General features: G+C 55.0%; 19 protein-coding genes and 1 pseudogene. 3 read left to right on the plus strand and 17 right to left on the minus strand.

The genetic code is table 11. From position 1 onward, the window contains the following. Positions 1–10: 10 nt before the first annotated feature. The 13 genes from ACMHLI_RS18790 to ACMHLI_RS18850 form a co-directional block, all read right to left on the minus strand. The gene (locus ACMHLI_RS18790; RefSeq protein ID WP_413530783.1) at positions 11–1,249 is read right to left on the minus strand and encodes an MDR family MFS transporter; all 1,239 of its coding nucleotides are present in this window, start codon (positions 1,247–1,249) and stop codon (positions 11–13) included. 4 nt (positions 1,250–1,253) lie between these two features. Further along, complete coding sequence (locus ACMHLI_RS18795) at positions 1,254–2,075, minus strand: ABC transporter ATP-binding protein (protein WP_413530784.1); 822 nt, start codon at positions 2,073–2,075, stop codon at positions 1,254–1,256. Then, positions 2,075–2,878, minus strand: coding sequence for an ATP-binding cassette domain-containing protein (locus ACMHLI_RS18800; protein ID WP_413530785.1), 804 nt, complete (start codon positions 2,876–2,878; stop codon positions 2,075–2,077). The genes ACMHLI_RS18795 and ACMHLI_RS18800 overlap by 1 nt, the downstream gene beginning before the upstream one ends. 200 nt (positions 2,879–3,078) lie before the next feature. Next, positions 3,079–3,453, minus strand: coding sequence for a methionine-R-sulfoxide reductase (locus ACMHLI_RS18805; protein WP_413530786.1), 375 nt, complete (start codon positions 3,451–3,453; stop codon positions 3,079–3,081). Between the two features lie 107 nt (positions 3,454–3,560). Continuing rightward, positions 3,561–4,931, minus strand: a complete 1,371-nt coding sequence (locus tag ACMHLI_RS18810) for an efflux transporter outer membrane subunit (protein WP_413530829.1) — start codon at positions 4,929–4,931, stop codon at positions 3,561–3,563. 6 nt (positions 4,932–4,937) lie between these two features. Then, entirely contained in the window at positions 4,938–8,048 is a 3,111-nt protein-coding gene (locus tag ACMHLI_RS18815; RefSeq protein ID WP_413530787.1) for an efflux RND transporter permease subunit, read from the minus strand. After that, a complete protein-coding gene (locus tag ACMHLI_RS18820; protein ID WP_413530788.1) occupies positions 8,048–9,208 on the minus strand; it encodes an efflux RND transporter periplasmic adaptor subunit in 1,161 nt (386 codons plus the stop codon). Before ACMHLI_RS18820 ends, ACMHLI_RS18815 begins: the two co-directional genes overlap by 1 nt. A gap of 147 nt (positions 9,209–9,355) precedes the next feature. After that, positions 9,356–9,850, minus strand: coding sequence for a PadR family transcriptional regulator (locus ACMHLI_RS18825; RefSeq protein WP_413530789.1), 495 nt, complete (start codon positions 9,848–9,850; stop codon positions 9,356–9,358). A 271-nt stretch (positions 9,851–10,121) separates the two neighbouring features. Continuing rightward, on the minus strand, positions 10,122–10,712 hold the full coding sequence (locus ACMHLI_RS18830) for a membrane integrity-associated transporter subunit PqiC (protein WP_413530790.1): 591 nt from the start codon (positions 10,710–10,712) through the stop codon (positions 10,122–10,124). Then, positions 10,709–12,304 (minus strand): intermembrane transport protein PqiB, encoded by a 1,596-nt coding sequence (locus ACMHLI_RS18835; RefSeq protein ID WP_413530791.1) that lies wholly within the window; start codon positions 12,302–12,304, stop codon positions 10,709–10,711. Before ACMHLI_RS18835 ends, ACMHLI_RS18830 begins: the two co-directional genes overlap by 4 nt. Beyond that, a complete protein-coding gene (locus ACMHLI_RS18840; protein WP_413530792.1) occupies positions 12,297–12,920 on the minus strand; it encodes a paraquat-inducible protein A in 624 nt (207 codons plus the stop codon). The genes ACMHLI_RS18835 and ACMHLI_RS18840 overlap by 8 nt, the downstream gene beginning before the upstream one ends. Continuing rightward, entirely contained in the window at positions 12,917–13,606 is a 690-nt protein-coding gene (locus ACMHLI_RS18845; RefSeq protein WP_413530793.1) for a paraquat-inducible protein A, read from the minus strand. The genes ACMHLI_RS18840 and ACMHLI_RS18845 overlap by 4 nt, the downstream gene beginning before the upstream one ends. After that, complete coding sequence (locus ACMHLI_RS18850; RefSeq protein ID WP_413530794.1) at positions 13,548–14,210, minus strand: DUF3313 domain-containing protein; 663 nt, start codon at positions 14,208–14,210, stop codon at positions 13,548–13,550. Before ACMHLI_RS18850 ends, ACMHLI_RS18845 begins: the two co-directional genes overlap by 59 nt. Positions 14,211–14,471: 261 nt before the next feature. Here ACMHLI_RS18850 and ACMHLI_RS18855 point away from each other — a divergent pair, with 261 nt between their 5' ends. The 3 genes from ACMHLI_RS18855 to ACMHLI_RS18865 all read left to right on the plus strand — a co-directional run bounded on the left by ACMHLI_RS18855 (position 14,472) and on the right by ACMHLI_RS18865 (position 17,495). After that, positions 14,472–15,590, plus strand: coding sequence for an ABC transporter substrate-binding protein (locus tag ACMHLI_RS18855; protein ID WP_413530795.1), 1,119 nt, complete (start codon positions 14,472–14,474; stop codon positions 15,588–15,590). 73 nt (positions 15,591–15,663) lie between these two features. Then, positions 15,664–16,716, plus strand: a complete 1,053-nt coding sequence (locus tag ACMHLI_RS18860; RefSeq protein WP_413530796.1) for a FecCD family ABC transporter permease — start codon at positions 15,664–15,666, stop codon at positions 16,714–16,716. Beyond that, positions 16,713–17,495 carry an ABC transporter ATP-binding protein gene (locus tag ACMHLI_RS18865; RefSeq protein WP_413530797.1) on the plus strand — a complete coding sequence of 261 codons (783 nt, stop codon included), beginning with the start codon at positions 16,713–16,715 and terminating at the stop codon, positions 17,493–17,495. Before ACMHLI_RS18860 ends, ACMHLI_RS18865 begins: the two co-directional genes overlap by 4 nt. A gap of 37 nt (positions 17,496–17,532) precedes the next feature. Here the strand turns inward: ACMHLI_RS18865 and ACMHLI_RS18870 are convergent. From ACMHLI_RS18870 to ACMHLI_RS18885, 4 genes and pseudogenes are all read right to left on the minus strand, one after another. Next, positions 17,533–17,736 (minus strand): annotated as a pseudogene (locus tag ACMHLI_RS18870) (hypothetical protein); the annotation flags it as partial. A gap of 193 nt (positions 17,737–17,929) precedes the next feature. Further along, entirely contained in the window at positions 17,930–19,129 is a 1,200-nt protein-coding gene (locus ACMHLI_RS18875) for an MFS transporter (RefSeq protein ID WP_413530798.1), read from the minus strand. Positions 19,130–19,209: 80 nt separating this feature from the next. Beyond that, positions 19,210–20,361: an MFS transporter gene (locus ACMHLI_RS18880; protein ID WP_413530799.1), complete on the minus strand. Its 1,152-nt coding sequence runs from the start codon at positions 20,359–20,361 to the stop codon at positions 19,210–19,212. Between the two features lie 112 nt (positions 20,362–20,473). Next, positions 20,474–21,604, minus strand: coding sequence for an alkene reductase (locus ACMHLI_RS18885; protein WP_413530800.1), 1,131 nt, complete (start codon positions 21,602–21,604; stop codon positions 20,474–20,476). Positions 21,605–21,646: the final 42 nt, after the last annotated feature.

The following is a 21,646-nucleotide window of genomic DNA, read 5'->3' on the forward strand; positions in this document are numbered from 1 at the left end:
AAATTCCTTGTCAGATTGCGGGAGGAGGCAGCTGGCGGCAGATTCGCCACATCGCCAGTGCACTTAAAAACGGGACGGCGGCCAGCGCCAGCCAGGGGATTACTGCGCCGGGCGACGGCACCAGCGCGTCATCAAGCAGGCCGCCGAGCAGGAAATTACCCGCCAGCACGGCAATCCCGCCCATAGAGGAGAGTGCACCGTAATGCGCGCCCAGATTATGTTGCCCGGCAAAGCGCGGTATGAGATCCATTCCCACCGGCACAATCAGCATCTGGCCGACGGTCAGTAGCGTGATCAGCAGCACCGACGGCAGCAGGCGCAGCCAGCCTTCCGGCGGCACCGTCCACGCAAACAGCGCGACAGCGGCGAAGGCTGAAGAGAGCATCAGAAACCCTGCAGGCAGGATGATTCGCGCACCAGTCCGGCGGGAGAAACGCGCCAGTGGCATTTGCAGTACGATCACCAGAACTGACGCCAGCACAAACAGCGGCCCGAGATCCTGCTCGCTGCCGCCTGAACGGCGCAGTTCTACCGGCAACGCCAGATACAGCTGGTTGTAGCTGAACAGATAAGCACTGTAAGCCACGATAAAGGCCACAAAGCGCGGCTGACGGAAGGTCTGCCACCACGGGACAATTTTCAGCTCAGCAGCACGTTTCGGCGCTGCGGGCAGGGTGAAGAACAAGGCCACCAGCGCCACCAGGAACAGGCCGGAACCGGCCAGCGCCACCGGCTGAAAACCGTAGCCGGACAGCAGCGATCCGAGCAGCGGCCCGAGCACTGCGCCCAGCTCTGCACACACGGCTGACAGCGCGAACCACTCGGCGCGGCTGCGCTTTCCCGCTTTCTCGCTGTGCGTCCCGGCCTGCGCCAGCAACGCCTCGATAGAGGGCGAAAACAATGCGCCGCCGATGCCGGTCAGACAGGCCCCGATAATCACCGGCGTCAGCGTGTCAGAAAGCCCGAGCAGCAGATACCCGGCGATACGCACCACGCAGCCGCACAGAATCACCTTCCGCGCACCGAAGCGATCGGACAACGCGCCGCCAACCAAAAACATCCCCTGCTGTGAAAAAGTACGCAGCCCGAGCACCAGCCCGATCGCCCAGCCTGAGAGCAGCATGTCATCGCGCAGGAAGATGGCGAGAAACGGCACGACCGCGTAAAAGCCAATGTTAAATACCAGATTACTGCCGAGCAGCAACGGCGGCCAGGGTGCGCCAGTGCGCGAAAAAGTGCGGGTAAACATCCGGTTATCCGTGAGCGGTCAAAGGTAAATGAGGGATCGCCTGCAACAGCTGGCGGGTATGCGGGTGGTGCGGTAAACGCAGAATATCTTGTGTTGCGCGGTCTTCGATAATCTGGCCAGCGTGCATGACCAGCAGCCGCTCGCACAGCCCGGTGATCATCGAGATATCGTGCGTCACCATCAGCAACCCCATGCCGTTTTGCTGCGTCACCTGCTGCAACAGCTGCTTGATTTGCGCGCGCAGTGGCAGATCCAGCCCGCTGACCGGCTCATCGGCAATCAGAAATTCAGGGGAAATCGCCAGCGCACGGGCGATCGCTACGCGCTGCGCCTGGCCGCCGGACAATGCGCCCGCTTTGCGGTGCAGCAGCGTTTCACACAGCCCGACCTGCGTCAGAACTTCACGCACGCGCGACAATATTTCGCCGTGATAGCCGAGGCGTTTGAGCGGCTCCGCCAGGATCTGGCTGATGGTGTGATTCGGCGGCAGTGAACCGGCCGGATCCTGCGGAATATATTGCACGCGGCGACGGTACCCGCGCAGCGAACGCGCGGAGCCGGGGCGAATTTGCACGCCGTCGCAGAACACCTCGCCGCTGTCCGGTGCGTCCATCGCCAGCAGAATTTTGAGCAGTGACGATTTTCCACAGCCGGACGCCCCCACCAGTGCGATGCGTTCATGGCGACCAACACTGAGCGACAAACGCGAGAACAGCATATTAGGCTCCACCGGTGCCCGCCAGAAAGCGCGTGGCAGTGAGAGATGGCGGCTGACGTTGTGAAGGTGCAGAAATGGTTCGGTAACCAGATGCAGGGAAGATGACATCAGACCGCCACTGCGCAAAGAGATGAAATTTGCTGAGGCAGTGCGGCCTCTTTAGCCGCGTGAACCAGACGCTGAGTGTAAGGATGCTGCGGATGCGACAGTAACTGCGCCATGCTGGCGGATTCAACCAGCCGGCCATTTTCCATCACCAGCGCATGCTGGCAAAGCTGCGCAGCGACCGTGATGTCATGGGTGATAAACAGCAGTGCGCGAGCTTCACAGGCCTCGCGCATTACGTCGATGACTCTTTGCTGGGTCAGTACATCGAGTGCGGTAGTCGGCTCATCAGCGACCAAAAGGGAAGAGGATGACTGCATTGCCAGCGCGATACATAAACGCTGGCGCTGGCCGCCGGAAAGCTCCGCCGGATAACGGGCCGCAAAGCGTGGAATATCGCCGAGCCCGACGGCCTCCAGCATGGCCGCGATTTCATCCTCGCAGGCAGCGGGCAGGGCGAGACGCAATTGTTTACCGAGCGTCATTAGCGGATTCAGTGCGGTGGAAGAATCCTGAAACACCGTCGCCACGCGGCCTGCATGAGGCCGCATAATCGGATGTTTCCCGCAGACTTCCACACCGTTGACACGAATGCTGCCACTGAGGCGCACACCCGCTGGCGGCGTACCGGTGATGGTTTTGGCGGTCAGGGATTTGCCGCACCCGGAAGCGCCGAGCAGACAAACGCGCTCGCCCGCATGGATGCGAAAGCTGACGTCCGAGAGGCGCTTTTCACCGGCGATCCATAACGTCAGCCCCTCTACCGCCAGAACCGGTGGGCACTTTTTCGCCTTTTCTGCTGTCATTCCCTTCAACCCGCTCATCGCCTTTGAATACATGATATGTGATAACATAACAAAATGTATCAATTTGATGCAAAAGGTTTTGTGATTTTTATTCTCACCGGGAATGTGCGCAGACATAACAGGGTCTTTATTTAAGCCTTATTTCAGCAGGATTCTTAAGACAAAAAATGTCCGAAACAGCGTTCTGTCAGAATCAGCGCTTATTCTGCTTTATGATAATTGCCTTGCTCGTCGGCGCTTTCAAAAATCATTGAGACGGAATTGACGCAGTGACGCAGATTCTTCTCAGTTAAATATTCGCCCTCAAAAACATGCCCCAAATGCGCTTTACAGTTGGCACAAACGATTTCCGTCCTGCGGCCATCGGCATCCGGTACACGTTCTACCGCACCCGGAATTTCATCGTCGAAAGCAGGCCATCCGCAATGGGATTCGAATTTGTGTTCTGAGGAATAGAGCGGCGCAGAGCATCTTTTGCAGACATAACGGCCTGGCGAAAAATGGTCGTTATACTCGCCGGTATTCGGGCGTTCTGTCCCTTTGTTTTCGATGACAAAACGTTCAAAATCATTCAATTCTCTGTTCATTATAATTGCTCCAGGCAGGTGACATTGCAGCGATAGTGTATCTCTATATTGTGGCTATAGAGTATAGCTGCAAGTGCCTTCCTGCCTGCGACGTCTTACTTCACGCCACCCCCCAGCGACTGCCACAGCGTAATCCGGTTTTCAAAATCGGTCTGTTGCAGGGCGATCAAATCCAGCTGTGCCGACCACAATGAACGCTGATTAGTCAGCACCGTCAGGTAATCACCGGCTCCGGCTTGATAGCTGCGAAGGGAAATATCGTAGCTGCTTTGCGCGGCAGCGACGTATTGCTGTTGTGCATCCATTTGCTCATCCAGCGTTGCGCGGCGTGCGAGGGCGTTGGAGACGTCTTTGAAGGCGCTTTGAATGGCTTTTTCATAGGCGGCGATCAGCCCCTTTTTCTCCGCTTCGGCATAACGTAACTGCGCGGTGTTGCTGCCGCCGGTGAACAGCGGCAGGGAAAGGCTCGGGGCGAATGACCACACATTGGCGCCGTGGCTGAACAGGTTCGAGAGCGAGCTGCTGCCGACGCCTGCGCTGGCGGTCAGCGACAGCGACGGGAAGAAGTTCGCCCGCGCGGCACCGATATCCGCATTGGCGCTTTTCAGGTTGTGCTCGGCTTCCTGCACGTCCGGGCGGCGCAATAATACCGAGGAGGACACCCCGGCAGGCACCAGCGCGATGGCCTGCGGTGACAGTGATTCGAGCGTACCCGGCAGCAGATTTTGCGGCACGGTGTCGCCGACCAACAGGTTCAGCGCATTGATGTCCTGCGCGACCAGTGTCTGATAGCTGGCGACGCTGGCGCGCGCCTGCTGATAAATCGCCATCGAGGAGCTGACGTCCGGCCCGGAGGCTACGCCTTCTTTTTGCCGCAGTTGCGTGATACGCAGGGAATCGGCGGCGCTGGTCATGGTGTCCTGCGCCAGTTTCAGATTGCTGTTATCCGCAGCCAGCGTGATCCACGCGGTGCTGGTTTCGGCAATCAGCGTCAGACGGGTGTTCAGGGCGGTGGATTCGCTCGCCAGCCAGGTCTCTTTCGCCGCCTGACTTAGACTGCGGTTGCGGCCAAATAAATCAATTTCAAAGCTGCTCACCGCGCCATCTGCAGTAGCGCTGCTGCTGACGCCCGCATCCTGCGTCCGGCTGCGGGTTTGCGACAGCTCGGCATCCACGGTGGGGAACAGGCTGGCGCGCTGCTCGCCGTACAGGGCGCGGGCGGATTCGATGTCAGCAATCGCTTCCTGCAAATCACGGTTGCTGGTCAGCGCCCGTTCGACCACGTTGTTGAGGCGTGCGTCGGTCATGATGTGCTGCCAGTCGGTCAGCACGGCACTGGCGTCTGCCGGGGTTCCCTGCGCCGCCCACACGGACGGCACCGGGGCGGCGGGGCGCTGATAATCGGGATCCAGCGAAATACAGCCTGCCAGCAGCATGGACAACGAAAGAATACTCAGACGAAAAATCATGTCTTACTCCTGCGCGTCTTTGTGGCGGGTGAATACTTTTTTCACCAGCACGAAGAACAGCGGAACAAAGAAAATAGCCAGCAGGGTGGCGGTAAGCGTGCCCCCAATGATGCCGGTCCCGATTGCGATGCGGCTGTTGGCGCCTGCGCCGGTGGCAATCGCCAGCGGCATCACCCCGGCGATAAACGCCAGCGAGGTCATCAAAATCGGTCTCAAACGGGTGCGGGCGGCGGAAACAGCGGCGGCGGTCAGCGTACTGCCCTGTTTAAGCGCGGCTTCGGCGAATTCGACGATCAGAATGGCGTTTTTCGACGAAAGCCCGATGGTGGTCAGCAGCGCCACCTGGAAATACACATCGTTATTCAGGCCGCGGAACGACGCCGCCAGTGAGGCACCGAGCAGGCCGAGCGGAATAACCAGAATGACCGAGAACGGCACCGACCAGCTTTCGTACAGCGCGGCTAAGCACAGGAACACCACCAGAATCGAGATGGCATACAGGCTCAGCGCCTGGCCGCTGGCGAGCTTTTCCTGCAACGATAATCCGCTCCACGCCCACGTCGAACCTGCGGGCAGCTGATCCGCCAGCGCCTCCATTTTTGCCATGGCAGCACCTGAGCTGTAGCCGTCAGTGTTTTCGCCCTGAATCTCAAACGAGGTAGAACCGTTGTAGCGCGACAGGCTTTCCGGGCCATAGCTCCAGCGGGTGGTGGCGAAGGCGGAGAACGGCGTCATGCTGGTGCCATCGCTGCTGCGCACAAACCATTTATTCAGGTCTGCCGGTTTAGAACGGAACTGAGTGTCGCCCTGAATGTAGACTTCCTTGACCCGTCCGCGATCGATGAAATCGTTGACGTAGGTACCGCCCCACGCGCTGCTCAGGGTGGCGGTGACGTCACTGAGCGATAACCCGAGCGCCACGGCTTTATTGTTGTCGATATCCACCTGTAGCTGTGGCATTTGCGGTAAGTCGTTGGCGCGCACCGACTGGAGTTCCGGGCTTTTACCCGCCAGCGCCAGCAGTTCGGTGCGCAGTTTCATCAGTTCGTCACGGCTGGTGCCGCCGGTGGACATCAGTTCAAAGGTGAAACCGTTACTCTGGCCGAGGCCGTCTACCGCCGGTGGCGTCATGGCGATGACTTTTGCATCCCGGATAACCGATAAATCCCGCATCGCGCGCCCGGCGATGGATTGCGCGGTATTGGTGCTGCCCGGTCGGTCGTCCCAGTTTTTCAGCGAGACGAACGCCATACCGGCGTTCTGGCCGCTGCCGCTGAAGTTAAACCCGGTGATGGTGAAGATAACGTTGGTATTGTCTTTCTCTTTATCGAGGAACCACTGTGTCACACGGTCGTTCACCGCTTCGGTACGGTTGGCCGTCGCGCCGGCAGGCAGGGTGTATTGCACCATGATTTCGCCCTGATCTTCGGTTGGCAGAAAACTGCCGGGCAGGCTGTACATGACGAACGCCATTACCGCTGACATGGAGCCGTACAGCAGCACCATCGCCACCGGGCGGCGCAGGCCATGCATCACGCCATTCTCATAGCGGTTTTCAGTGCGGGAATAGAGGCGGTTGAAGCCGCCGAAGAAGCCGGTTTTGGCCTGCGGTTTATGACGCAGAAACGCGCCGCACAGTGCCGGAGTTAACGTCAGCGCTACCACCACCGAGAGGATCATCGCGGAGATAATGGTGACGGAGAACTGGCGGTAGATAACGCCGGTCGAGCCGCCGAAGAAAGCCATCGGCAGGAAGACGGCGGAGAGGACCAGCGCAATCGCCACCAGCGCGCCGGAAATTTCACCCATCGATTTTTCGGTGGCTTCGCGGGCGGAAAGCCCTTCCTCATGCATTATTCGCTCAACGTTTTCCACCACCACAATGGCGTCATCCACCAGCAGCCCGATGGCCAGCACCATGGCGAACAGCGTCAGGGTGTTGATCGAATACCCGAACAGCGCGAGCACGCCGAAGGTGCCGAGCAGAACGACGGGCACCGCCAGCGCCGGGATCAACGTGGCACGTATATTCTGCATAAACAGGTACATCACCACGATCACCAGCACGATGGCTTCGACCAGCGTTTTGATCACGTCCTGAACGGAGATTTTGATGAAGTCAGTGCTGTCTTTCGGATACGCCACGTCATAGCCTTTCGGCATGCTGCGCTGGTATTCGGCAATGGTATTTTTTACCAGCGTCGCCGTATCGAGTGCGTTGGCTCCGGGTGCCAGCATCACGGCGACACCTGCCGCCGGATGGCCGTTCAGCTGTGAAGACGCGGTGTAATCTTCGCTGCCCATCTCGACACGGGCGATGTCGCTGATGCGCACAACCGCGCCGCCGGTATTGCTCTTAACGATAATATTGCGAAACTGCTCCGGGGTTTGCAGACGTGACTGTGCCCGCACGGTGGCGGTCAGCTGCTGCGTGTCTGAAGAGGGCAGTCCGCCGATTTTACCGGCTGAAATCTGCACGTTCTGCGCTTCAATCGCACTTTGCACGTCGGACGGCATCAGGTCATAGGCCGCCAGTTTGGTCGGATCCATCCAGATGCGCATGGCGTATTCCGCCCCGAACACTTGCAGACTGCCGACGCCGCTGACGCGCGCCAGCGGATCCTGCATGTTACTCACCAGCCAGTCGGCGATGTCCGAACTGGTGGCTTTGTCGGTTTTATCGTACACCGCCATGATCAGCAGGAAGCTGGATTGCGATTTAGTGACGGTCACGCCCGCTTCCTGCACTTCCGTCGGCAGGCGTGACTCGGCCTGCTGCACTTTATTCTGCACCTGTACCTGCGCGGTATCCGCGTTAGTGCCTTGCTGGAAGGTGACGGTGATATCCACAGAGCCGTCCGAGCTGCTGCTTGAACTAAAATACAGCAGGTTATCGAGACCGGTAAGCTGCTGCTCGATGACCTGCGTGACGCTGTTTTCAAGGGTTTCGGCGGAAGCGCCGGTATAGGTAGCTTTGATTTTAACCGACGGCGGCGCGACGTCCGGATACTGCGCCACAGGCAGCGTGCGGATCGCCATCACACCGGCCATCATGATCAGAATAGAAATCACCCACGCGAACACCGGGCGGCGTACAAAGAAGCGTGAAAACATCAGGCTGCTCCTTCAATGCTTTGGGTGGTGTTGTCATTCACGACGGCGGGTTGTACTTCTACCGGTGTGACGGTGTCACCGGCGGCTACTTTATCGTTGCCTTCTACCAGTATGCGATCCCCGGCCTGCAGGCCTTTGGTAATTACCCAAAAGGTGCCGGTCGCTTCACCGGTTTCCACATGGCGCTGTTCAACTTTGTTTTCTGCCGTGACGACCAGCGCGGTGGCTTCGCCTTTCGCGTCGCGGGTAATGCCCTGCTGCGGTGCCAGAATCGCATTTTCGACTACACCTTCATCGACCGCAGCACGAATAAACATACCGGGTAATAACACGTGTTTCGGATTCGGGAACACGGCGCGCAGGGTGACAGAACCTGTGGCTTCATCGACGGCCACTTCGGTCAGCTCCAGACGTCCTTTTTCGGCATATATCGAGCCGTCTTCCAGCGTCAGCGTGACGCCGAGCGTATCGCTGTTGGTCGCCAGCGCGCGTTTGCGCAGGCTCAGTAAATCGGCACTGGATCGGGTGAGATCGACATACATCGAATCGAGATTTCGCACGGTGGCGAGCGCGGTGTCCTGCGAGGCGGAAACCAGCGCGCCTGGTGTGACAGAAGAGATGCCAATGCGTCCGTCAATGGGGGAGGTGACGCGCGTCCAGTCGAGATTGATTCTGGCGGTTTCCAGCGAGGCGGCTTTTTCATCGACGCTGGCACGGTCTTCCGCACACGCGGATTGCGCATCATCGGCGTCCTGCTGCGACACACCTTGCTGTTTCACCAGCGTGGCGTAGCGCTTCGCTTTCTGACAGTCGGAAATCACCAGTGCTTTGGCGCTTTTCAACGCAGCGGCGGCCTGATCGTAGGTGGCTTTATAAGATGACGGATCAATCTGATACAGCGCCTGACCGGCCCTGACGATATCGCCTTCGGTAAACAGCCGTTTCTGAATAATCCCACCCACCTGCGGCCGCACATCGGCAGTCAGCGTGGCGGTGGTGCGCCCGGTTAATTCGCTGACCAGATTAAACGGCCGGGCTTTAAGCGTGACAATGCCCACGTCGGTGGGGGCCGGGGCTTGCTGAACCGTCGGCGAATTATCGCAACCGCTCAGCCCGAGAATAACGAACAGGCAGGTGAGTTTTATGGGTCTTATTGGCATGATGGTTTTCCGTCAGTCTGAAACAGGCATGAAAATCCCGGTGACCGCATTATAAATATAATGCGGAAATATAAAGGGCAGATTGCGTAAGGCTTTAATTAAGCAGGGTAAATAGTGAGGTTTGGCGAAACTAACTCACCATTACTATTATAATTTTTTTATTTTATCTGTAGCTTCGTTAATAATATTTATGATTTTAACCAGTTTTTCATCAGACGGTTTTTCATTATATTTCTTCGTCCGTAACGTTATTTTAAAGTTCTCGATGGCATATATAATTTCTGGCGGCGGTGGCGGATTCGTTTCCATCACACGGGTTTTTATTTTCTCTTCGACGACGCGAATTTCCTTCCTTCTCGCGGCCAGATATTCAGATCCGGCAGGCGTCATGGAAAACTGTTTTTTGCCGCCGTCGATTTCCGCTACGCTGGCGTAGCCTTCTTCGACAATCAGCGACAAGATCGGGTAGATCACGCCGGGGCTGGGGATGTAGGCCCCCATCGAATAGCCCTCAATGGTTTTAATGATCTCATAGCCGTGCGCCGGATTTATCTGGATCAGATGCAATACAAACAACGTCAGTTCCTGACGCGTGAGCAGTTTGCTTTTGCGGCGTGCTGCCGGTTCGGACGTTTTCATCATTTTCCCTTTTCCCTTCATCGGCTACGGCCTCAAGATATATCTTGTGAGCGTTGAGGGTCAAGCCTGCGGCGGGGCGTAAATGTTGCGTAAGAATAGTGTTAATCTATTGTTTTAAAACAACTAAAATTTCATTCTTGCAGATTGAATCGATAACGCCTGACAAAACTTAACATTCTGCTCCCGCCATTATCTGTCTGAATTGCAATATAAAATCAATTCATCACGGAGGTGACGGTTTCGTTATGTAAGCATTGCGAAAAAGCGCCATTTGTCAGCTGCACTGACGGGTTTTAATGCTGTTCGCAATGTCTGAAGCCACGTCGCGCATCAGCGCCTGCTGAGTGGCGACCAGTCCGGGATACCCTGCCTGCGACATTTTCTGATGCTGCGTACGGCAGGTGAGTAGCTGTTCTTCTGCTGAACCCGCCTCGAAACTTAGCCGCCAGGTCACGGCAATGCTGGCGCGGTTGCCCGGCCACGCATCAAATTGTTGAACCGCCACGCTGATGCCCACCACCGGTTTGTCCTGCGGCGGCGTCAGCCCGCTGACCTCGACGGTATTCAGTGAGCGTTCCAGCTGGCCGGTGAGCGCGCTGCGCATTTCCTCTGGCAGCGGCGATGCCCACAGGGCGTTATCCGAGATAAAGGTTTCGCCGTTGCTTTTGCGCGTCACCAATTGCGGCTGATTCAGCTGTCCCGGTACCGTCACCGGATGCATGCGGATCACAAAGGGTGCTGCGGCGGCGGCGGGCGGCGTACTGTCGCCATTCACCAGCGTGTAATAGTGCGGCGGCGTGGACGTTGCACATCCGCTTAACAGCAGCAGGGCACCGGCGATGTTCAGGGCAGTGTTCAGTTTCATGGTTTTTCCTTCGGATCATTCTGTCTGCCGGTCAGCAGCGCCTGCGGCTGACGCGTCAGTAAACCGGTGAGCGTGCGCAGGGAATAGAGCGTGCGCTGAAATTCGGCCAGCGTTTGTAAGAGCGGCGAATCCGCCGCCAGCAGCTCTTGTGCGCCGTTCATCGTCTGATCCAACTGGCGCAGGGTTTGCGTGGTCTGCGGTAAGACCTGCCCGTTGACCTGAATCAGTGTCTGATTGAGAGTCCCCAGCGTGGCGTTGAGATTATTGCCGATCGATTCAATGGGCATTTTCGATACTTTGCCAATCAAGGTCGCGACCTGCTCCTGTAAATGATCGAACCCGCCGTTTAGCGTTGGAATGCGCAAAGGCCGCGCGCTGAGATCGAAAGGCACCGGCGCGGCGTTGGGGACAAAATCGAGCGAAATGTACAGCTGACCGGTCAGCAGGTTGCCGGTGCGCGCCTGTGCCCGCAGTCCGTGCTGCACCAGGTCACGCAGGAAGACGGCGGCCTGTTTTTCGCCATCTTTTTCAGGCTTGGGTAATTTCTCCAGCACGCGGCCTAAGCGGTTCGGGTACACCTCAATGGTGACCACCGAAATAAACCGCGAGCCTGACGGATCAAAATCCAGATCGATGGCCGTGACTTTGCCGAGCTTCACGCTGGAAAATTCCACCGGCGCGCCGGTTTGCATTCCGCGCAGCGACTGCTGAAAACGCAGCTGAAGAATTTGCGGTGTACCGTCCTGCGGTGCCATCGCCGAAAGTTGATCGTCGGCCAGCCGGAAAACGCTGTGATTGGTGGAAGATTTTGCGGTCTCTGAATCGGGAGGATTTGCGAACGCAATACCCCCGGCAATGACCGAGGCCATGGTCTGCGTTTTCAGCTGCAATCCTTCTGAATTGAGCGACAAATCGACGCCGCTGGCATTCCAGAAACGGGTGGATGGCGTGACAAACCGGTCGTAGGGCGCATCAATGAAAATATTGACACTCACCCCTTTACCGTCCGGGCGCAGCGCGTAAGACGATACGCGGCCAACCGGGATCCGCCGGTAATACACCGCCGAGCCGATATCCAGCGAGCCGAGATCGTCGGCCACCACTTCAAACTGTTTGCCTGGCATGCCGTTTATCACCGTCGGCGGCGATTCCAGCCCGGTAAACGTGGTGCCGGATTGCTTTGATGTGCCGGTGTCGAGGCTAATGTATGCGCCCGACAGCAGAGTATCGATCCCTGAAATACCGCCCATGCCAACGCGCGGACGCACCACCCAGAAACGGGTGTCGGCTTTCGCCAGATTATCAGCATTTTTCATCAGCGAGACGGTGACCAGCACGCGCTGGCTGTCCGGGCTTAAGACGATAGACTTCACCAGTCCGACGGTGACATCTTTGTATTTCACTTCGGTTTTACCGGCCTGTAATCCGCTGGCCGTCTGAAAGGTAATAGAAACTTCCGGCCCTGATGAAGCCCACAGCTGAAACAAGAGAAACAGGCCGATTAACGCAGCGGCAGCGGGCACCAGCCAGATCAGCGAAGGGCGCAGCCGGCGCGGGATAACCTCCGGCGGCGGTGGATCATAGTCACTCATTCTTATTATTTTCCCAAAGCAAACGTGGGTCGAACTTCATTGCTGCCAGCAGGGTGAACATCACCACGGCCCCAAAAAAGACAATGCCGATGCGCGGCTCGGCGGTACTAAATCCGGGGAACTGCACCAGCGCGGCGATCAGCGCCACCACCATCACATCCAACATTGACCAGTAACCGATATGTTCGGTCAGGCGAAACAGACGCGATCGCCGGACGCGTCCTGAGGTATCTCGTCGTTTTGTGGCGATCAGCAGCCAGCCGAGAATGCCAAACTTGGCGCAGGGCACCACCACGCTGGCGGTGAAAATCACCATCGCGATGCCATAAGAGCCTGATGACCAGAATCCGGCGATGCCGCCGAGAATGGTGCTTTCGCTGCCACGCCCGCCGACGCTGTTGTACATCACCGGTAATACATTGGCGGGCAGATACAGCAACAGGCCGGTCAGCAGCAGCGCCCAGGTTTGCGTCAGGCTGTCCGGCAGACGCGGATGCAGCGGCGCATGACATCGCGGGCAGGGCAACGCATGCACACCGCCGACGTGTTCACAGGCCAGCCCGCAAACGTGGCAGCGCACCAGCCCCTGAGATAAGGCCTGTCCCGCAATTGTCATCCGTGCTTCCCCTTTACGGTTTTCAGCATCCACAACGGGTGAAAATCCTGATGATTGATCACCGGCAATAGCAGGCATAAACCGAGCAATGCCCAGGTGCCGGGACCGGTGGTGATATTTACCAGCCCGGAGAGTTTGATGGCGGCGATGAGAATGCTGAGCAGCGCCACTTCCGCCATGCTCCACGGTGCGAGCCCGGCCAGCAGACGCATCGCGGGCGCAAACCCCGGCGCAGCTTTTCTCCGGCAGGCGTGAAACAGTACCCAACTCAGCAGCAGGATTTGCAGGCACGGACAGACGATAATCAGCAGCGCCAGCGGAATGGCCAGCGGCGAGGCATAGCTGTGCGCCAGCGCCATCGCGGTTTCGGCTAACGTCGTCGCCTGCGACTGGCCGTGGAACTGGATCTCCAGCACAGGAAACAGGTTGGCGATGATAAAAAACAGCGCCGCTGTCACCGTCAGGGCGAACCATTGTTCCAGACTCAGCCAGCTTCCCCGGTACAGCACAGCCCGACAACGCTGACACTGCGCCGCCTCGCCGGGCCGCACAGATTTTCGGCTATAGAGGCTGTCGCAGTGTTTGCAAATGACCTGCTGCGGATAGATTTTCATCGACTGTTCCTGCTTATTGAAGCTGGTCTTGCAGCTGTTCAGCGCCTTTGTCGAGGCCGGTTTCTGCTGCACTCAGCGCACCCCAGCTCGCGCCAATATTGAGCGAGTTCGGGTATTGCTTCGAGATGTACGCCTTCAGCAGCTGGTTGGATGGGGCATCATAAATTTCCACCGCATAACTCACCGAGCCGGTAAATGAGCCCTGTTTGCCACGCACGGATTGCACGATGTTGTAAGGACCGCCCATGAGATCAAAACGGGAGAACGTCCCGAGCACCGGTGTGGTGGTTTCGGCACCGGTGAGGGTCAGGCGAATGCGCAAGGTGCCGGGCGTGATTACGTTGGTCAGCGGAAAACGCTCGCCAACGTTCTTGCCGAACGTCTGTTGCATGTAGGTCGCCAGCGCCTGTTTCTGTTCAGGCGAGACGTCGTCGAACTGCGCGTCCGCGCCCTGATAAATCACCACCGGATCGAGGATCGCGCGGGAATATTTATTCCAGTCGGTCGGGGCGCTGAAGCTGTAAGCAATGTGACCGGAATCATCCTGAGTATCAGGTTTCATCTGGGTAGAAGAAGTGACCCCGGTGTAGGGCACAGGCTGGGTACCCGCGCACCCGGTGAGAAAAGCCAAAGAAATCAGAGCCGCCAGAGAATAGCCGTTTGTTAACGCAGACATTCGTCATACACCTTCTGTGAATAATCGTAGCGGGACGTCGGTTTACTTTTTCATCAAAACCGTACGGTACAGTATATTTATGAGTGATGACCCAAGTGATGTCAAGAAAATGTACACGTCGGTACAGTTATCAAAAGATTTCAGCGCGGAACGTGTTAAATATGTTGAAATGAAATGTGTATTTGTGTAAATAAAAGTGTCAAACATAATTGATAATCATTTTCATTTAATTGTTCTACTTATCCTGGGAAACTGACTTTCATGGCTGCACATACCTTTACTCTGCGCTCGCTTGCCTGCGCGTTGTCCTTTGCCACGCTGGCGCTCAGTGCGTCTGCTGAGGCAGAAATCAAAACGATCACCGATGTTATTGGCCGTCAGGTAAACGTTGATCTGCCTGCGAAACGTGTCGTGGTGGGCTTTTACTTTGAAGATTACATGTCGGTCGGCGGCGAAAAAGCCTATGACTCGGTAGTCGGTATCTCACGCGAAGCGTGGGAAGGCTGGGTACCGGCTAACTGGGAAATGCACGTCGCGCATCGCCCTTCACTGAAAAACATTTCCGACGTGGGAGAAGTTGAAGCACAAAGTTTCTCGGTCGAGAAATTGCTCAGCTTGAATCCGGATTTGCTGGTGCTGGCTGACTGGCAGTTTAAGGCGCTGGGGCTGGATGTGGAACGTATTGAGAAGCAGGGCATTCCGGTGGTGGTGATCGATTACAACGCACAAACCGTGGAACGCCATGTGGCCTCGACCCGCGTGCTGGGTACGTTGACCGGGCAAGAAGCGCGTGCGAAAGAAATGGCCGATCTGTATGCGTCATCGTTGAAAGACGTCTCTGAACGCATTGCCGCTTCCGGCAAAGCGAAGTCAAAAGTGTATGTAGAATTTGGCAACAAAGGCCCGGAAGAATATTCCTTCACCTATGGCAAAAATATGTGGGGCGCTATGGCGACCGCGGCGGGCGGCGACAACATTGCTGCGCCGTTCGTTGAGTGGTGGGGGCCGATTAACCCTGAGCAGGTACTGGCCTCTAAGCCTGACGTGATCTTCATTTCTGGCCGTGAGAACAATAAGAATTCATCTGCGCTGCCGATGGGCGTGGGCATCAGCAAAGCCGATGCGCGTGAAAAACTGAAAGGTTTTGAGAATCGTCGCGGTTGGGCGGAGTTACCTGCGGTCAAAAACGGTCAGTTATACGGTGTTTATCAGGGCGCATCCCGCACGATTTCTGATTTCGCGATGGTGCAGTACATGGCGAAACAGCTTTATCCGGCGCAGTTTAAAGATATGGATCCGCTGGCGAACTACCTTAATTTCTACAAAAAATATCTCCCTGTGACGCCACAAGGCACGTTTGTGGTTGGTCTGAAAGACTGATTCTGATTTTGTGTCGTACAGAAAAGCGCTGCCTCTGAGCAGCGCTTCTTTCGTTTTTTGAAAGGGGATTTTGATGACTATTTCTGCCGACCGTAGTGAGGCGATTATCGCTCATCGCTCGCGGGAACGTAAGCGCTGGCGCTACGTGCTGTTATTTCTGCTGATTACTGCCGTGAGTCTGGTATTCGATATCGCCACCGGCCCGTCGATGTTGTCGCCTTCTGAAGTCATCCGCTCACTGACCGGCTTCGGCGAACGCGCGGCGATGACCGACGCCATTGTGCGTGAATTCCGCTTACCCATGGCGCTGATGGCACTGGTGGTGGGCGCCGCACTGGGCGCGGGGGGCGCGCAGATGCAGACATTGCTGAACAACCCGATGGCCAGCCCGTATACGCTCGGCATGGCAGCGGCGGCCGGTTTCGGGGCGGCGCTGAGCCTGGCGTTTGGCGGATTCGGCCTGCACCCGATGATTTCCGTGCCGATTGGCGCGTTTATCTTTTCAATGTTTGCCGCGCTGTTTCTCTTCATGCTGGCCTCAATACGCACGGTCAGAACCGAGACCATCATTCTTGGCGGCATTGCGCCGCTGTTTCTTTTCCAGTCGCTGCTGTCATTGATTCAGTTTTTGTCATCGCCAGAGCTCTCACAGCAGATTCTTTTTTGGCTGTTCGGCAGCCTGACCAAAGCGACATGGCCGACGCTGGCGCTGACCGCAGTAGTCACGCTGGTGTGCTGCCTGATGCTGATGGCGGATTCATGGAAACTGGCGGCACTGCGCATGGGAGAAATGCGGGCGCTGAGCCTTGGCGTCAACGTTCGGCAGCTGCGGATGAAAATTCTGATTATCGTGGCGGTGATGACGGCGACGGCGACCAGCTTCGTCGGTGTCATCGGTTTTATCGGACTGGTCGCACCGCACATTGCCCGCATGGTGGTGGGCGAAGATCAGCGTTTCTCCCTGCCGATGTCGGTGCTGGCTGGAGCGCTGATGCTTTCAGCGGCGTCGGTGTTGTCGAAATCGATCGTTCCCGGCGCGTTATTCCCGGTGGGTATTGTGACGGCGATTGTCGGCGTGCCGTTCTTGCTTTGGCTGATCTTTGCGCCGCGCCGGAGAACCTTATGATTGAGCTTGTAAACGTCGGTATTCACCGGCAGGGGCGCAGCATTCTCGGCGGAGTTAGTACGCAACTGGATGCGGGTAAAATTCACGTCATTATCGGCCCGAACGGCACGGGAAAAACCACGCTGCTGAACGCCATGTTTGGTGAACTGGCGTTGGCAGAAGGGCAGATAAAGTTTGGCGATCAACACTTATTGCCGGGGAAAGTGCGTGGTAAATTGCTACATGGCTGGCGCGACACAATTGCCTATCTGCCGCAGGACACCACTGCCGATATCGATCTGACGGCGTTGGAAGTGGTGGTGCTCGGTCGGCTTGGTAAGCTTTCATTGCACATTGACGATGATACGCTGGATGCCGCGATGCAGCGGCTTGAACAGGCGGGCATCGCGCATCTGGCTGGCCGTGAAATTGCTTCGCTGAGCGGCGGGCAGCGGCAGATGGTGTTATTTGCACAGGTGATGATGCGCGAACCGAAAGCGATGTTGCTGGACGAACCGGTCAGCGCGCTGGATCTGAAGCATCAAATTTCATTACTGAATCTGGTACGACGTGAAACCCGCTCACGGGGTTGGGTCACGGTGATCGTGCTGCACGATCTCAATCTGGCCTGTCAGTATGCCGATAACTTACTGGTGGTCGCACAGGGCAAAATTCAGGCAGCGGGCACGCCGCGTGAGGTCATCACAGCAGAACTGATCGCCCAAACCTATGGCGTTGAAGTGGAGGTGTTGCAGGACCGTCTGGGCAATCCGGTGATTCAGCCGGTAAGCGGAGGGTAAGGGGGCCACCTGGACAAACGGAAAACATCCTACGCCAAGCCTGTTTTTTGTACAGGCTACTATTCACTGAGCGTAATGCGCGGTATTTATCCTGTACCAGTTTGAGGTTTGTTCTCCAGAGATAATCCCCGTTCAGGTTGATATGTACCCATCCCAGCAGTGGCAGATGGGTAATCAGTTGCTCATTAATCGGGATCTCTTTCCCTCTCAAAGAATCTTTGACTCTTTCTATTCTCAGGGTTAAAGCGGCAAATACATCGCCGGATAATGATATTTATCCGGTGAATTGATCTGTTTAAAAGATCTTATTCCCCCTGCCAAACCAATAAAACTTTATATACACAATGTCGAAGGGGCTGCGAAAGTATTTTCTTTCACTTGTTGATGCAGCCTCCTGAAACTCCTGTCAGTCAATGTTGTTATCGGGAAAATGACTAAGCACTCAGTGTTGGCTTCGTTCGGGAATGTCCGAATGAAATTCCAAAAGCAAGCAGGCCAGCCACCGCAGCAAAACTAAATAACCCAGTGCTGCCAGCGTGCGACCAGAGAAGACTTCCCATTACTGCCCCAAGAGCCATACCGACCATAGCCCCCGTCATCAACAGGCCATTTGTTCTGCTCCGCGAATCCTGTCCAATACCAGTTACAATAATCTGATGTGAAACAAGCCCGGCTTGTGCGCCAAGATCAAACAGCACGGCTCCAACAATCAACGCCCAGATACTGGGTGGCAGAGCCAGTAACCCGACAAAGGATAAAATGACCAGAATGCAGCCAAAACGTATCACCGGAAGCGGACCCTTTCTGTCGGTGTATTTACCAAAAACTGGGGCCGCTAATGCACCCGCGGCTCCGGCAATACCAAAACTCCCCGCAACAGCAGGCCCGAAATGAAAAGGTTCAGCAGTCAGTACGAAAGCCAGACAAGACCAGAATGCACCCAGTGTTGCGCCAAGGCATGCCTGTGTCATGACGGAAATCCGCAGAACACGATGTGTTCGCCAAAGAGTCCATAAGCTGGACATCAGGCGACTGTATTTCTGGTGCTCGCCCGTGTGCCTTTGCTCAGGGAGCATAAATCTGACAATAACCAGAACAATGAGCATTAAAAACGATGCCAGATACTGCATTTCACGCCAGCCCAGGAGCTGGGAGATCCACCCACCCAGCGTTCGGGACAGCAAGATGCCCGTCAGAAGACCGGTCGTTACTATTCCCACCAGATGGCCACGTTTATTGTCGGGTGCCAGCTGTGCGGCGATCGGGATAAAATCCTGTCCAATGCTACCCAGCAATCCGACCACCATACTTGCGATCACCAACAGCATGAACGAATGTGCGCTTGCGGCCATGGTCAATGCTGCAAGAAGGAGTATTGCTTTCACTGTAACGAGTTTTCGCCGGGGAAGAATATCGCCTAAAGGAGCCAGAAGTAACATACCCAGCCCGTAACAAATTTGAGTCGCGGCAGCAAGCCACCCTGCTGCATCCGGGCTGACACCAAACTCATTCTGGATCAGGGAAAGACCCGGTTGAAGGTAATAGACATTGGCAACGCCTAATCCTGAGCAGACAGCGAGACAAAAGAAAAGCCATATCGACGGGTTTGCTTTTACTTCTGATGAGGAAATCATAAAGCCTCTCTTTCACTAATAAGGGCGAAAAATTGCGTAAACATGATATGTATTGTTTCGATTGCTGAAATATCATCCAGTTATACAGTTACAGTGGATTTTCTACCCGCGACGATAAATAAGAATGCCAGTACGGAAAAAATGATACTGCTCAGTACAAGAGAATGCGTTCCAAAGCGGGAGATAAACCACCCACCTGCCAGCGAGCCAATAGTTATTCCTAAGTTAGAAAAAGAGATATACAGGCTGTTGGCAAATTCCGGGGCTCGGCTTGCTTCACGCATTAACCACGTCTGACTAATTAGTAATCCTGAGGAATGAAAAGCACCCCATATAACAATCAGTCCACACATGAGCATGGCGGAATGTCCGTACTCCCAGACGAGGAGAAAAATCAGGATATAAAATAATGGATACAACAATGTTGTTCTGACAGTATTTTTCTGTAAAAAAACACTAAATATAAAGTTACCTATCAGCCCAAATACACCAAATGCCACCAGCATAGCGCTGATATAATTATTATTCAGGTGGGTAATGGCTGACAGATAATCTGCTATATAGCTGAAACTTGAGAACATGGCAGAGAAAACAAAAGTCACCATCATGAGGGCAAGCCAGACCGTCTTGCTTCGTAAGATACTTAACTGGCTCGAGAAAGAGAGACGGTTGGTTGTCGGCATCGATGGCACGTAAAAAAGAATACCCAACAGTGCAACAAAACACGCCGCTGCTGAGAACAGAAAAGCGGCACTGAGGCTGAGGTTCTCTGCAATCAGGGTGCTAAGAGGAACGCCTATTACCAGGCCGACTGCAACACCGGCGAAGACTTTCGCTGCCGCGCCAGCACTTTTCTCTTTGGGAACCGAACGGGTTGCTGTTACCAGGGCGACAGCAAAGAAAACAGCGTGGAACAGTGCAGGAATAATTCTGAATACAATCATCAGATTTAATGCATCCGTCACTGCGTACATTAAATTAGAAAATACAAATACAGCGAGTATAGAGACCAGAACTTTTTTCTTATCAAACCCTGAAAGCAACAGAGTAATGAAGGGACCAGAAATAGCCACAACAATGGCATAGATGCTGACCAGAAAACCGACCTGCGTGGGGGTTACATGCAACGTCTTCACAAGTTCAGGGAGTAAACCGATTATTCCTAACTCTGTCGTAATAACCCCAAATACGGCCAGTGACAGTGCGAGAAGCAATAATTTATTATTTTGCATGGCGATTTTTTTGTAACCCGTTTATATAAGAAATGGATTTTTAGCGAATGAAATCCCTCACCAGAATTGATGTGTTGAAGAATTTCATTGAAACTGAATGTTCTTTTATGACTTACAAAGAATTATAAGGAGGGTAGTCAATATAACCTGTTGCATACTGTCCGTAAAAGGTATCCCAATCCGCATCAGCGATAGGCCAGTGGTTTTTTAATCTGGCGACGAGATCTGGATTACTGATATAAGGAACACCAAACGCAGCAAGATCAATGATATTGTTATTCACCATATCTTCAGCAATAGTCCGTGTCAGACCTCCTGCCAGTATTAGTGCAGTATCTGGTAAGAAACGTTTGAACGTTTCCAGCAGTGCAAAGAAATTGTCAGGATTGCTCTGCTCAGAACCATTATCTATACGTTTAAATCCGGTCTGATTCATAATGTGGACATATGCTAGCTTGCGTTGGCCGATAGCTTTAACAAGTGCTGAATAGGTTTCATCGATCTCATCATACAGTGGCATATCAAAAAGTTGACCATAGGGTGAAAGGCGGATAGCTGTGCGTTCTGCACCAATAGCACTCGATATGGTATCAATGACTTCGGTAGTAAAGCGCAGTCGATCCTTCAGGGATTTTGCTGAGTATCGATCTGTACGGTCATTGACCACGGGGTTAAGGAACTGCTCATGTAGATAGCCATTTGCACCGTGAATTTCCACGCCGTCAAAGCCGGCTTTAATGGCATTCTCTGCGGCTCTCGCAAACTGTCTGATGACATCCTCTACCTCACCGGTGGTTAACTGGCGGGGGGCCGCAGCTGGAACCAGACCAGGTTTACCATTCTGGTCATATCCATACGCCATTGCGCCTTTGGCGGATTTTGATGTTGCGCTTACTGGCTGGGCATTATCGAACTGGATGGAGGGATGAGAAACGCGGCCGACATGCCATAGCTGAGCAAAAATTTTACTGCCAACGGCATGAACGGAATCTGTCGTCAGACGCCAGCCTGCAATCTGAGCATCGGTATAAATCCCCGGATTGAACAGATAGCCCTGACCCTGGCGGGAAACGGGCGTACCTTCACTGACAATCAGACCGGCTGTCGCACGTTGTGTGTAATACAGTGCGGTCTGTTCATTCGCAATGTCATTGACTGCGCGAGCACGTGTCATCGGTGCCATTACGATGCGGTTCTGCAACATCGCACCAGAAAGATTAAACGGTTCAAATAACGTTTTCATGTTGTGTCCATATGCCAGAAGTTAATATCAATGCATCTCATA

This window comes from Rahnella inusitata (genome assembly GCF_965118895.1).
In the GTDB taxonomy this organism is placed as follows: domain Bacteria; phylum Pseudomonadota; class Gammaproteobacteria; order Enterobacterales; family Enterobacteriaceae; genus Rahnella; species Rahnella inusitata_A.

Excerpts from the sequence above, each read along its gene's own strand:
- ACMHLI_RS18790 (WP_413530783.1), bottom strand. The coding sequence starts at position 1,249 with ATGTTTACCCGCACTTTTTCGCGCACTGGCGCACCCTGGCCGCCGTTG.
- ACMHLI_RS18795 (WP_413530784.1), bottom strand. The coding sequence starts at position 2,075 with ATGTCATCTTCCCTGCATCTGGTTACCGAACCATTTCTGCACCTTCAC.
- ACMHLI_RS18800 (WP_413530785.1), bottom strand. The coding sequence starts at position 2,878 with ATGACAGCAGAAAAGGCGAAAAAGTGCCCACCGGTTCTGGCGGTAGAG.
- ACMHLI_RS18815 (WP_413530787.1), bottom strand. The coding sequence starts at position 8,048 with ATGTTTTCACGCTTCTTTGTACGCCGCCCGGTGTTCGCGTGGGTGATT.
- ACMHLI_RS18820 (WP_413530788.1), bottom strand. The coding sequence starts at position 9,208 with ATGCCAATAAGACCCATAAAACTCACCTGCCTGTTCGTTATTCTCGGG.
- ACMHLI_RS18825 (WP_413530789.1), bottom strand. The coding sequence starts at position 9,850 with ATGATGAAAACGTCCGAACCGGCAGCACGCCGCAAAAGCAAACTGCTC.
- ACMHLI_RS18830 (WP_413530790.1), bottom strand. The coding sequence starts at position 10,712 with ATGAAACTGAACACTGCCCTGAACATCGCCGGTGCCCTGCTGCTGTTA.
- ACMHLI_RS18835 (WP_413530791.1), bottom strand. The coding sequence starts at position 12,304 with ATGAGTGACTATGATCCACCGCCGCCGGAGGTTATCCCGCGCCGGCTG.
- ACMHLI_RS18840 (WP_413530792.1), bottom strand. The coding sequence starts at position 12,920 with ATGACAATTGCGGGACAGGCCTTATCTCAGGGGCTGGTGCGCTGCCAC.
- ACMHLI_RS18850 (WP_413530794.1), bottom strand. The coding sequence starts at position 14,210 with ATGTCTGCGTTAACAAACGGCTATTCTCTGGCGGCTCTGATTTCTTTG.
- ACMHLI_RS18855 (WP_413530795.1), top strand. The coding sequence starts at position 14,472 with ATGGCTGCACATACCTTTACTCTGCGCTCGCTTGCCTGCGCGTTGTCC.
- ACMHLI_RS18860 (WP_413530796.1), top strand. The coding sequence starts at position 15,664 with ATGACTATTTCTGCCGACCGTAGTGAGGCGATTATCGCTCATCGCTCG.
- ACMHLI_RS18865 (WP_413530797.1), top strand. The coding sequence starts at position 16,713 with ATGATTGAGCTTGTAAACGTCGGTATTCACCGGCAGGGGCGCAGCATT.
- ACMHLI_RS18875 (WP_413530798.1), bottom strand. The coding sequence starts at position 19,129 with ATGATTTCCTCATCAGAAGTAAAAGCAAACCCGTCGATATGGCTTTTC.
- ACMHLI_RS18880 (WP_413530799.1), bottom strand. The coding sequence starts at position 20,361 with ATGCAAAATAATAAATTATTGCTTCTCGCACTGTCACTGGCCGTATTT.
- ACMHLI_RS18885 (WP_413530800.1), bottom strand. The coding sequence starts at position 21,604 with ATGAAAACGTTATTTGAACCGTTTAATCTTTCTGGTGCGATGTTGCAG.